General features: G+C 28.0%; 8 protein-coding genes. 1 reads left to right on the forward strand and 7 read right to left on the reverse strand.

Annotated features, from left to right (window positions below; translation table 11 throughout):
• Nucleotides 1–3,464: 3,464 nt before the first annotated feature.
• Nucleotides 3,465–3,674, forward strand: a complete 210-nt coding sequence (gene cspE, locus FVIR_RS02440) for a transcription antiterminator/RNA stability regulator CspE (protein WP_067498545.1) — start codon at nucleotides 3,465–3,467, stop codon at nucleotides 3,672–3,674.
• 242 nt (nucleotides 3,675–3,916) lie between these two features.
• Here cspE and lipA read toward each other — a convergent pair whose 3' ends face one another.
• From lipA to lptE, 7 genes are all read right to left on the reverse strand, one after another.
• Nucleotides 3,917–4,864: a lipoyl synthase gene (lipA, locus tag FVIR_RS02445; RefSeq protein WP_067498548.1), complete on the reverse strand. Its 948-nt coding sequence runs from the start codon at nucleotides 4,862–4,864 to the stop codon at nucleotides 3,917–3,919.
• A gap of 194 nt (nucleotides 4,865–5,058) precedes the next feature.
• Nucleotides 5,059–5,724 carry a lipoyl(octanoyl) transferase LipB gene (gene lipB / locus FVIR_RS02450; protein ID WP_067498551.1) on the reverse strand — a complete coding sequence of 222 codons (666 nt, stop codon included), beginning with the start codon at nucleotides 5,722–5,724 and terminating at the stop codon, nucleotides 5,059–5,061.
• 14 nt (nucleotides 5,725–5,738) lie between these two features.
• Nucleotides 5,739–6,002, reverse strand: coding sequence for a DUF493 family protein YbeD (gene ybeD, locus FVIR_RS02455; protein WP_067498554.1), 264 nt, complete (start codon nucleotides 6,000–6,002; stop codon nucleotides 5,739–5,741).
• Between the two features lie 2,190 nt (nucleotides 6,003–8,192).
• Nucleotides 8,193–9,314, reverse strand: coding sequence for a peptidoglycan glycosyltransferase MrdB (gene mrdB / locus FVIR_RS02460; protein ID WP_067498557.1), 1,122 nt, complete (start codon nucleotides 9,312–9,314; stop codon nucleotides 8,193–8,195).
• 19 nt (nucleotides 9,315–9,333) lie between these two features.
• Complete coding sequence (gene mrdA / locus FVIR_RS02465; RefSeq protein WP_067498560.1) at nucleotides 9,334–11,226, reverse strand: peptidoglycan DD-transpeptidase MrdA; 1,893 nt, start codon at nucleotides 11,224–11,226, stop codon at nucleotides 9,334–9,336.
• 1,174 nt (nucleotides 11,227–12,400) lie between these two features.
• The gene (gene holA, locus FVIR_RS02470; protein WP_067498564.1) at nucleotides 12,401–13,435 is read right to left on the reverse strand and encodes a DNA polymerase III subunit delta; all 1,035 of its coding nucleotides are present in this window, start codon (nucleotides 13,433–13,435) and stop codon (nucleotides 12,401–12,403) included.
• Nucleotides 13,432–13,977, reverse strand: a complete 546-nt coding sequence (gene lptE / locus FVIR_RS02475) for an LPS assembly lipoprotein LptE (protein ID WP_408605366.1) — start codon at nucleotides 13,975–13,977, stop codon at nucleotides 13,432–13,434. The genes holA and lptE overlap by 4 nt, the downstream gene beginning before the upstream one ends.
• Between the last annotated feature and the right edge of the window lie 41 nt (nucleotides 13,978–14,018).

Consider the following 14,018-nt stretch of genomic DNA (forward strand, 5'->3'; position numbering starts at 1 on the left):
CTATAAATATTAGTATAAAAACTAAGTGAAATCTAATATATTAAAAGTTAGTATTCACTGGGATATTAAATCGATATTGCAAGCTTCATTTATTTTTAAAAATGAATTACATAATTCACTATTTATTATTAAAAATAATAATATTTAGGCAGAAACTTATATTATTTCTATTCACTAAACAGAAATCAGAGATATGAATATAAAAGATTTTGTAAAACATTTTAATTTTTATAAACGAAACCGATGATTATTACTTTATTAAATATAAACTAATTTAGTTGTAATTATATTTTAATTTCTTTAGTTACTTTGTTATCGACTATAGTATAAATACTTATGCATTAAAAAGTTATATCGTCGGTAGGATTATAATTAAACTTTTATATTATTTTTATATTTTGATAAAAAATTCAATAGCTCAAAACAATATCTCGATTTTTTCTATTTATATAAATAAATAGTTGGTAATAATTTTATATTTTACCTAATTATATCTTATCTATATTAAAATTGTAGATTTGTATAAACTAAAATAATCGAATCTATCTAGATAATCAAATATATAAATATTAAAAAGTTTTACCTCTAGAATCTTTTTAAATGATAATTTAACTTATTAAGCCGAATAATCTATGCTATCTACTGATTTTTATGAATGAATTATATTTCATTACTAAATTAAAAATTTATAATGTCATACGCTTAAGAATATCTCAAATAATCAGTAAACTAACTATTTTAAGCAAAATGTTACTATATAGACTCGAATCTATGTAATTATTAGATTAATATTAATATAATCGACTGTATTAATTCTGTTATGATTGTAAGTAACTAACACTAAACGTATATTGACGATGATATAAATATGGTTATCTATATTATAATATAACAGAACATAATTAATTTTATTAGCTGAGATATTTTACGCATTAATGTTTAATATTTAATATTATATTTATACTTTACCGATACTGATAAATAGAAAATATTTTATTCTAATTTTTTATAATAAAAACTAGTATACCAGTACTAGAAATTTAAAAACGCTAGTAATATAATTTTATCAAAAATAAAATTAAATATGGTATAATTAAATTATTATATAAAGTTTTTTTGTTATCTTTTTTGATATAGTTCTATTTTAGATTATCAATATTAGATAACGATATGTAACATATTTAATCATATATATAACTATATCCTATATCTATAGAAAATTATAAATAAGGATTATGTAACAATTATATTCTATTTTATAGTTATGATTAAGGTAATAGAATTTTTTCTTAGTTATTATTTATTATTTTTATAAAAGTCCTAATATTATATCTAAATTTTTCTCTGATACAGAAAAATTTATTTTTTAATTCTTTATCAGCATAACTTTTATTATCGATAATACTATTAATTTTTAGTAAGGTATAGGTCAAGATAAAAGAAATTGATCTTTTATTTTAGTGAAGATCAATAGTCTTTTTTAAAAAGACTATAGTATTAGATATTATGATATAAAATAAATAAAGATTAACAGATCATAAATAATAATTATAAGCCTACTAGGTAGTATAGTAGATGTTATATTAAGTATTAATAGTACTAATATTCGCTAAGATTAAACAATCATAGCGAATATTAGTATAATGAAATGATTTAATAATATATCAGTCATATTAATAATCATTTATATATCGTTTATTAAAATTTTATAGAACCAATAAAAATTTAATCATAACTGATTAATTTAACTTATAATATGAATAGTCATATAGGTTGTGTATAATCTATACCTTTAATAGGTTAATTATTTTCCAGTAATTTATTATTACGATATCAATTAACCAACACTATTATAAATCTATTCTAAAAACGTTATCAAAATATCCATTAAGATTAGCCTAAAAGCAAGTTATACTATATATACTTGATGTAGTTGAATTTACTGATTTGAGCTAGAGAGTTTTAATATAGATTAAAATATATTATAATTTTCAGTAGTATATTATATATATGTATGCTCTATTTTAAAAAATTCATATTATTATTATAATAGGAGGATTTAATATTATCGATCTAAGTATTGTTTGACATAGTAACATGAAATTATTAATAGACTAATATAGGATATATTTTTTGGTTATGTAGTATTATTTTCATTCAATTTTATTCTATAATTTTTAATTTGCTATGAAAATGATTTATCGTCTGCATCATAGCAGTGCTAGAAATTTTTCTGGATTAAAAAATAACAGGATGGAATTTTTTGCGCTATTATACCTGTTCTGTAAGCAGATAAGTACAAGCGATACTTATATATTTCTCTATTTAGCAGAGATTCATATGGTTCTAGTTATATCGATTTGAAAAATATAGGTTTATCTAAAAACTTTTTTAATTTAATTATATCCTATTATCTTATAATATCTATTATATGATAAATAGCGTTTTGTATGTCAGAGAAAACATTTAGTAGTATAGCCATTTATAAAAATCTATAATGAGTGAGTTTTAATGTATGTATAATTTTTTGTTAGATCTATATCCAGCAATACAAGTAGCAGATTCTATCGTAATAGAATTACTATCAGATTCTTCCAGAATTATCTAATAGAACTATTTAAAATTTAAATACTACTAGTTCATTGTTAATCTATTAGATTAGCGTAATAATAAAATTTATTAATTGATTTATTACTATAATATAATTTATATTACTCTATATTGAAAAAATTTAAATAATAAATATTAACAATCTTTGTGAGGCAAAAATTTCGTTCGATAATTTTTATAATTCATAGAAACATTAGGCTGGACAAATCTAGCCTGTGATCGTTATAATCTCATTATATGAAATTTTATGTTTCTTTATAGGAGTTAATTAAGTTATTACTACAATAGCTATCTACCTATTATACAATACCTAATACTAGTATTCAGTTAGTATCTTTAGGTTATAACTAGATATTAGTTGTACCTATATTTTAAAATATGTATATCTATTTTAAAATAGATATTAATTATTCGGAATACCTAATAAGGTAGATAGATAATTGACAATATCAGATTTGCTTAGTAGCTTTTATTTTTCCAACGATAACGCTGTATTTCATAATTAAATCTGATTTAATGTCAATATTAATGATTATTTTTACTGATTGCATGTGCTGAAAAACCTAATTTATTAGGAACTTTAGTATTTTTTATGTATTATCTACTATTTCTCATAACATTATACACTTAGCAAAGATAAATGGAGGGCTACCTAGACAAGTTTATTATAGTGGTGAAAATCAGAAAAACTGGCTACATAAGGTGTATTACCCTAGAGTGATCTCCCAAGTAAAAATATTTTAAACAATATTTATCATGAATTATTAATCTAATACTGGACAAAAAACCTGCCAGTTGTTGTACTGTTTAATAGCACAGATTTTGTGTTTATCATTTATTTAAAGGTAAATTTGATGTCTAAGATTAAAGGTAACGTTAAATGGTTTAATGAATCTAAAGGATTTGGTTTCATTACTCCTGAAGATGGTAGCAAAGATGTGTTTGTACATTTTTCTGCTATTCAAAGCAATGGTTTCAAAACTCTGGCTGAAGGTCAACGTGTAGAGTTTGAAATTACTAATGGTGCAAAAGGTCCTTCAGCTGCTGAGGTTACTGCTATTTAAACTGCTATTTAATTGGCTAGTTTCCTAAAAAAACCCGCTTTAAAGCGGGTTTTTTCTATAACTAAAATTTAATAATAGACGCATGCGAAGAAATAAAGAAAAAATTAGTAGCTATTTCTTGAGCGTATCTTTCTATTTAGCTGAACTAGTAGCACGATATTTAAAACTATAATTATCAGTTTTCATAAAACAGAAAAAATCTGATATAATTATTAAAAAACTATTTAAAAGGATATTGAATATTATTTTACTTCTGTTCTTTTTGCTTGTAAATCTGCACGATAAGACGAACGAACTAATGGTCCACAAGCAGCATGAGTGAATCCCATTGCTAATGCTTCTTTTTTCATCTCATTAAATTCTTGTGGACTGACATAACGTTTAACGGGTAGGTGATAGCGACTAGGTTGCAAATATTGGCCTAGTGTTAGCATAGTTACGCCATGATTACGAAGATCTCGCATTACATTAATAATTTCAGTATTAGTTTCACCTAATCCAACCATTAAACCAGATTTAGTTGGCAACTGTGGATTAGATATTTTAAAGTTTTCTAGCAATTTAAGCGACCAATGATAATTGGCATGGGGACGTATTTGACGATATAAGCGAGGTACATTCTCTAAATTATGGTTAAATACATCAGGTGGCATAGCATTAATAATTTCTAAAGCCTGATTCATACGACCAAGGAAGTCAGGAAACAGCGCTTCAATACAGATATTAGAATTTTTAGCGCGAATAGCACTAATACAATTAGCGAAATGTTGAGCTCCGCCATCGCGAAGGTCATCGCGATCAACGGAGGTAATTACAACGTAACGTAACTTCATATTAGCGATAGTTTTTGCCAGTTTTTCTGGCTCATTAATATCCGGAATAAGTGGATATCCGTGTGCTATATCGCAAAAAGGACAACGCCTAGTACAAATTGTCCCTAAAATCATAAATGTTGCAGTGCCGTAGTTAAAACATTCTGTCAAATTAGGGCAGGAAGCTTCTTCGCATACTGAATGTAGAGAATTTTTTCGCATTTCCGCTTTAATATCCTGAATACGAGTTACATTATTAGGAAATTTAATTTTTATCCAGGAAGGCTTTCGCAAAATTTCTTCACTTTCCAGCACATTAGTTTTGATTGGGATTAATGCTATTTTATCAGCATCACGGTATTTAACGCCGCGTTTCATTATATTAGTTTATCCATAAATAGTATAAGCTTAATTCAAAAATCAAACATTTTTAAAATATAGTAAATTTAACCTATTAGATCAATTTTAAGTGAAATAAAAACTAGAGAATTATAATACTTTATTTATAAAATATTTAAATAAAAATATTATATAAATAAATATTTAACTTTAAAACTTATATCTGCTGTATCTCAATTTCCATGTCTGTAATATGCTGGATTCCAGTCCTGAATCTCGTTAGTATTAGCTTTCATAAGACGAAGGCAGTGCTTAATCAGTATCGGTACAACGTCATCAATGCTACTACCAGGTGATAAATTACTTACCTGCGTCATGCGAAGACCGATATAGCCACAAGGATTGATGCGTAAAAAAGGCGAAAGATCCATTGCAACGTTTAGTGCAAGACCATGGAGTGAGCAACCTTTTCGGATACGTAAACCAAGTGAACATATCTTATCTGTATTAACGTAAATACCTGGCGAATTTGATTGGGTATAAGCACTAATTGAAAAGTGTTCTAAGGTAGCTAATACTATTTGTTCTAGTAGAATTATAAGCTTACGTACACTAAGCTGACGGCGATGTAGATCCAGAAGAACATACATTATTTGTTGACCAGGACCATGAAAGGTTATTTGACCTCCACGATCGCTTTGTATTACTGGAATAGTCCCTGGTTGTATCAAATTCTCAATCTTACCTGTCTGTCCCTGAGTAAAGACTTGCGGATGTTCTACTAGCCAAATTTCATCAAAGCTGGCAGCGCCACGCGCATCGGTAAAATGATGCATAGCTGATATAACCTGCTCATAAGGCTGTAGACCAAGCTGTCGAATAATTAAATTATCTAACATTACTACACTCCATTTTATATTACTATCCGTATAGTATCGATTTTACTAAGCTCTTCGTATATCGTTTCTATTTGCTTGATATGGATAGCTGTAATAGAAATAGAAATAGAAAAATAATTTTTATTTTTGCTAAATTTAACTTGAGGGAGATAATCACCTGGAGCATGATATTGAATAATTTTCACAACCTGATCAAGTAATTCTACTTGAGCGATACCTATTACTTTATAGGTAAAAGAACAAGGAAATTTGAGTAATTTATTAAGATTAGTTTTCATAGAATCTCTTTTCTAGATTAATATATATTTAATATAATAACGTAGATTTCAAGCTCTTTTAAAAGAGTAATAAGCAGAGAGATTAAATTTATTCATGATAAAAGATGAAGAAATTTATTAAACAAATACACATTGGATGTGATTAATCATTAACTTAAATAAGTTATTCTCTTTTTAGAATACTTATTAGTATCAGTAGATGCTATTATATTATTTTATACTTCAATTAAAAATTAATAATATCTATTGATATTTCTTTAATAGAATATATTATTTGATTTCAAATATATAGCTATATTTTAAATCTTTGATATAAATATTTTATTTAATTCTATATAATATCATTAGATAGATATTGTTATCCACAGTTAGCCTAATACTAATAGCATTAGTATAATATTAAGCTAACTTAGCGATAAACTTATTACTGACTTTCAATATCACTATATTTTTAAAAAAATAAAAACTTCAGAGCATTAGTTTACAAGTTTTGTTTTTATAGATTTGAATTAAATATTACTAAGCATTTCATAAATTAGCCGTATCTAATTTTCGATTAAACAAGATAAAAGACTACAGTTTAAAGATTTACTATAGCTAATCTTTAATGCTATTGATACTCAGATAAATACCCTCATACTAGGCTGTTTTAGTTTATCTAGTTTTATTAAAAGCAATTTTTTATAAGCGACATAATAAGCGTTATATTTCTTTGGTGTATCTTAAATCAGTGATTTATCTAATATCGTTCTATCTTAAATAGAACTGAATTATATTAACATCCAGACTATATACAATATTAATTAAAAATATTATTTCTAGCATTAATAATGCTAATATTATTTTTATAAACTTCTAATACTTATTTTAAGTAATAGAAAAAATATCTTAAATTACCTATTTAAACATCATTATTTAGTTGAAGTTTAATACTAGAATTAAACTTCAATATTAGTGTCCAGTTGCTTAATTTAAGATATTAATAAAGATCTTTTTAATAAAAGATCTTTATTAATCCAAATATCGATTCTATAAGATTTTAATACTAACAAAGCTTAAAAAGTAACGCTTAATGCTAAAACAATAGTTAATATTTACTAAATAAATTAAAAGAAATATAAATGTGTTTTTATATTTTTATCATAACATATACAGTATGCAGATATACTAAAAATATCGCTAGGAAAAGTTAGAACTGAGTGCTTCTTAGAAAAAGAATTTTTAAAAGGTATACGTAAATATTTTTATATTAAAAATGGCGAATATCGTAAAGAAACATAATGTGGCTAAAAACATCAAAAGTCTTATATCTACTAATATATAACAATAATGTAAACTGTTAAGATTCAATTTTTTTCGATTGCTTCATCAAGACAGTCAGGTGTTAAAAATATTATTTATTATTAGTCTAACTGTATGTGGTTTAATGATAACTGATATGGAATATGAAATTAAAACTAATAGTACCAAATCCTGGTTATTACTATATTCGAAAAAATAACCTAGGGTTGCTATTGTTTATTATTTATACTTTTATTTGATATTAATATTATTCCGTCACTATTAGTATTATTATTTATTTATAAATAAATTTTTAACAAAAGGAGAAATTCTATTTTTAATTATGGAAATAATGTACAATCTAATTTTCGAACTTCAAGTAAAACTTAAATAGTTCCGATTAATGTTATTAGAAATATTTAGCCGGTAGACAGTGAAATTGATAAGATCAGCAAATATAGCTAAATATACAATAGTTTTTATTTATTTAAATTATGAATAAATCATAATCATTAATTAGACAAATCAAAAACATAGTTTTTAATAATAAAAATAAAATATACAGTAGCTAGCAGTCTATCATTACAAGGTTAGTTAGTAATAGTACTCATGTATTGTCATTGTACCTTTTTCTTTATAAAATTCCAAGGTCTTTTTAGCAAAAAAATATCATAATATTACAGTTAATTTATAGTAAAATCACTATTAGCTATAATGGCCATAAAATTATATTAATACTGTTTAAATTATAAAGTTAATAGTTTGATTCTATCTTGTTGATTTTAATATTATTTTATATATCTACTATTAACATAGTACAAATAGATACTTCTCTTTTTGGAAAATTATAGACATTAATAGCAACTCTATAATACAACTTAGGTACTATAGTTTTTACATTATTAATCTCTATAAACTATTAGATAACATTTTTCGATGAGTATGTATTGACATGATAATACCAAACCCTGCCATTAAAACAATAAGTGCTGAGCCACCGTAACTTACCAACGGTAGAGGGACACCAACCACTGGTAATATACCAGTGACCATACCAATATTTATAAACACATAAACGAATAAAATCATCATTAAACTACCAGCGATTACTTGATTGAAAATATTTTTAGCCTGTATTGCGATTACTAGACCACGAATAATTAAGCCAAGATAAAGTACTAGAAGAACAAATACACCAATAAATCCAAGTTCTTCCCCCAGAACAGCAAAAATAAAGTCAGTATGACGTTCTGGTAAAAATTCCAATTGAGACTGTGTACCGTGAAGCCAACCCTTACCTAATAAACCGCCAGAACCGATGGCAATTTTTGATTGAATGATATGATAACCAGCGCCAAGCGGATCAGTTTCAGGATCTAGTAACATCATTATTCGATTACGCTGATAATCACGCATTAAAAAAAACCAAAGTATAGGAATAAAAACTATTACAAGTAGTAAAGCGACAACGATTAATTTCCAGCTAATTCCTGATAAAAACAATACAAACAGACCAGAGGCAGCGATAAGAATAGCAGTACCTAGATCTGGCTGTGTTGCTACTAGCAATGTTGGTATAAAAATCAACACAAGCATAATAGAAATATTTTTCAGTGATGGTGGACATTTATTACGATTAATAAAACGTGCAACAATTAGTGGTACTGCAATTTTAGCGATTTCTGAGGGTTGGAAACGGATAATACCAAAATCTAGCCAACGTTGCGCACCTTTTGTAATTTGACCGAAGATGTTTACTGAAACTAGCAAAAAAATGCAAAAAATATATAGATACGGTGACCAGACTTCATAAATTCGAGGTGGTATCTGTGCCATTACTAGCATCAGTAGTAGACCTATCATTATCTGGGTAATTTTCCGCCCCATCATATTTATATCTTGGCCACTAGCACTCCATAGTATTATACTACCATACATTAATAGTAATATTATAAAAAATAATAATATTGCATCAATATGAAATCTTTTCCATAAGGAAGTGTGTTTCAGATTATTAATCTTATTAATCATAATAGGTGCATTACTCTTACTATTTAGCTTGGCGTGAAGTTTTTAAAGAAAAATCCACAGTATCATCCTTTAGAAGGATATAATCTAAAATCTGTCGAGTAATTTCTCCTGCTGTTGGACCGACACCGCCATTTTCTAGAATAACAACAACGCCTACTGTCGGTTTATTATAAGGGGCAAATGCAGTCATCAGTTTATGATCGCGCAGGTGTTCAGCGATTTTATTTGCATTGTAAATTTCATTAGTTTTTAGCCCATATACCTGAGCAGTACCAGATTTAACAGCTGCTTTATAAGGCGCATCAGAAAAGCTTTTACATGCTGTACCGTTTGGTCGGTTAGCGACACCAAACATACCATCTTTAACTATTTCCCAGAATCCAGAATTCGGATCACCTATTTGAATATTTTTTGGTTGACGATAAGGAATTTGATAGTCGTTTTCTTGTATACCGTAGAGTAGATGTGGAATTTGTACTGTACCATCATTAATTAGTGTCATCATTGCCTTTGACATTTGTAACGGTGTTGCGGTCCAGTAACCTTGACCAATTGCAACAGGAATAGTATCCCCCTGATACCAGGGTTTTTTAAAACGCGCAAATTTCCACTCACGAGTCGGCATTACTCCAGAGTATTCTTCGGCTAAATCAATACCAGTATACTGGCCGTAGCCAAATTTTTTCATCCATTCGGAAAGTCGGTCAATACCCATATTGTATACTACTTGATAAAAAAAAGTATCCGATGACTCTTCTAGTGCTCGGGTAATATTTAATTGACCATGCCCCCATCGTTTCCAATCACGATAACGCTTCTTTGAATCGGGTAATTGCCACCAGCCTGGATCAAATAAAGAAAAGTTTTCATTAATAATGCCAAGTGTGAGCGCTGATACTGAAATATAAGGTTTTACGGTAGAGGCGGGTGGATAAATACCTTGAGTAGTACGATTTATAAGTGGATAGTTTTTATCCTCTAGTAACGCGTGGTATTTCTTTGCAGAAATACCGTTAACAAACATATTAGGATCGTAACTCGGATTGGATACCAGTGCGAGGATTCCGCCATCTCGAGGATCAAAAACGACAACTGCTGAACGGGTTCCAATTAATAATGTCTCGATATATCGTTGCAAACTTAGATGCAGTGTCAGAATAATATCTTTTCCTGCTTGAGGTAATCGCTCATATAATTGACGGATTACTCGACCTCGATTATTAACCTCTATTTCTTTATAACCAGCTTTACCATGTAGTGTGCTTTCATAATAGCGTTCGATACCCAATTTCCCAATATTATGTGTTGCAGCATAATTGGAAAGCATTCCTTCTTTATTCAGAAGTTTTACGTCTCTATCGTTAATTTTCGACACATAACCAATAACATGAGTGAATGCTGAACCGTAAGGATAATATCTTCGCTGATAGCATTTTACTTTAACACCTGGAAAACGGTATTGGTTTACAGCGAACCTGGCCTGTTGTACATCAGTTAATCCAATTTTAAGCGGAAGTGAAGCAAAACGGCAGGAGCGTTCACGCTCTTTTTCAAAATTAGCAATATCATCATCGGATAAACAGACAATTGCACGCAGATCGGCAATTGTCTGTGTTAAATTGCTTACCTTTTCCGGTATCAGTTCTAATTGATAAATACTTCTATTTAATGCTAAGGGTATGCCATTACGATCGTAAATAATACCGCGGCTCGGCGAAATAGGTACTAGCCTGATACGATTTTCGTTAGACCGAGTGCAGTAATCCTCGAAACAAATAATTTGCAAATAGTATAAATTAACAATAAGGACACCGGTTACTAGTAATATGCTAATAAGCGCTAGTAGTGCACGACGAAAAAACAACAGCGGCTTGGCTGAATAACTGTAAAAAGGATTACGTTCTATTTTCATTCATCGAAATTAGTTCACGTCAATCATTATTGCTGAATCTTGAGAAAACTAACATGATTTATATTTTATTTCTACCGTTTAATTTATTAAACTAACTACGATTTTATCAGTATAAACCAAAGTATCCAGTATAATAATACAACTCTTTTTTACTACCGTCACTCACATATTCACTATCTACAACTCTTCTAAGCTATAATAGGAATATCTGGAAAAACGCTTAAGATATTTGTAAATCCAATTTAATCTAAATAGATCATTTTGTTTTGATAACGAAAGACCATGAAACTTCATTCAGTAGTTAAATATCTTCCTATATATTATAGTTATAATCATATAATTCAAATTAACTATGATATGGTTAGAAAAAAATTTTTGAATTTACAAAATATTATTAGATTAGCGCTGCACGAAATTTCTATTTTATAGAATGGAAACGATATGTATGATATAATGATCAGACTTCCATATAAAATCAAAACATAATCTGTAATATTTAGCTCTTTAATTATATCAAAGATATAATACTTTTTTGTTCTTTTAAGTTATCTATTATTATTATTCAATAATGAAAATCTTTTAAATTTTAATATTAAAAAGATTTTTTCTTTTAATTTAATTTTTTATATTACTTACTAAGTAATAGTCAGGCTAGTCAATAAGACAGCTAATAAATTTCTGGTTAATCGAAGTATAAAAAAGACAAAAACTATTAAAGCCAATGAAAATAAAACTACCAGTTCACTACATAGTAGACATCTTATAGATATAAGTACTTTTTGTCAATATAATTTGACATTAAAGTATGAAATAGATCTTTAAAATCACAGTTTTAAAATAGCACAAATATCTGTTAATGAAATAGCTAGTTTTAACATAGTTGTACAATAAATAAACTGTCCTATCAGAACAATCCGTATAGATTTTAAGATCAGTCAATGGATAGATTAAATAGTATTACTCTTACTCAATATTTTATTATTATAACTAGAACGAGTGAAAGTTATAAAAATTGACATGAAAATTATTATTCTAGGTTTAAGATATTACTATAATAGTATTATGAATAATATTAATTAATAATGAAAATACTACAATCTAATAATCAGCTAATATAGCTGACATCGTAATAGATGTAGTAGAAGATATTAATATAAATATAGCGAGCATATTTTTAGATATCAAGCATTGCTGTGGGTAGTGATTTACCGCATAATAAGAATACTAAAGTATTTAGATCAGACCATACAAGATAGCCATCATAATCTTGTTTAAGTGTCAGTTCTATTTTCATCATTAATTTTACTGCATTGTGCAATTTCGATAAAGTTAACCGTTCTATAGCTTTTGTTAATAGAGGCCGACGGTTCTTCCAGATCTTATGGTGGTCAAATAGAGTACATAATGGCACGATAACCATTTGTCGTTTAAGTATCATTATTAATAATATTTCACGCTGGATATTACGTAAAAGGGTAATTGGTTCAGCGCCTTCTAGTTTTAATTGATGTAGAATATGCACAGCGCGCTTAATTTTTCCTAATAAAATAGCATCAATCCAATGAAATTGTGTAAAATGTGAAGCATCATTTACCGCCATTTTAACCCGTGGAACAGTTAGAATACCATCAGGATAAAGAAGCGATAATTGTTTTAGAACTTGAGTTAATGCGAATAGATTACCTTCATAGAAATAACATAGTAGCTGACAGGTAGCATTGTCTATTGTTAAATTCATCGTTTCAACATACTTCATCACCCAGTTCTGGAGCTGTGTTTGCTTCGGTGTCATACAACTTACTAATACTGCATTTTTACTTAATATTTTAAACCAAGCACTATTCTCCATAGTACGGTTTATTTTGCTACTGCTTAGAATAAAGAGCAAATCGTTATGTAATAACGACACTAATTTGAACATTTTTTCATCAATACTAGCATTGATGAAACTATCTGGTAAGACAAGAAGTAGTGTTTGTCGACTTGCGAACAAACTACGTGTTTGGCACAGACTGAAAACTGTATCCCAATCGGTATTGGTTTCCAATGTGATAGTAAAATGCTCAGTAAAGTGCTGTTCTTTTGCACTATTTCGAATACGATCTTGGCTTTCTTGTAATAGGAATAGATCATTCCCAAACAACAAGTAACACGGGTGCAATGCTTTTATCAATTGTCCACCCAATTGTTCGGCATTTAACTGAATCATGTAATCAAAACTCTAGCATCACTAGCTGTCGATAGTTGCTGTTTAACTTTTAAATTTAGAGAACTAGTTACTGTTTTTTCAACATACATAGTTATTAGTCTATGTACTAACTTCTTCGCGGCTTGGTAATGCATCTCTTTAAGAATAATATCTTCTTCAGAATCTTTTGCTAATGCTGTTAATGAATTATCAAGAAACGAACGATAAACTTTAACATTAATAGGGTAGTAATCTTTACCTGATATTAAAACTTGTGCATATACGCTCAGTATCATCTGGTATTCAGCAGTTTTGCCATCTTGAAATACCGAAGCACTAATTTTATTTTTTGATGAACCGATAATATATAATGAGAGTGGCATATTATTCTTATCTTTAGCATTATCAACCAACTTCACATTATTCAAAATTAACTCTGCTTTCACAGCACGAGTAAGAGGTCCATAAGGATCATAACTATTTAAAATTATAGTTTTTATTTTAGTTGGAATTTGAGATTCAGTATCGCAGAGGCGATAACCACAACCAGTAGTACTTATCATAGCTAGGTTTGGTATTAGTAATAAAGCTAAATATCGCACAA

The organism is Candidatus Gullanella endobia (assembly GCF_900048035.1).
Classification (GTDB): Bacteria; Pseudomonadota; Gammaproteobacteria; order Enterobacterales; family Enterobacteriaceae; genus Gullanella; species Gullanella endobia.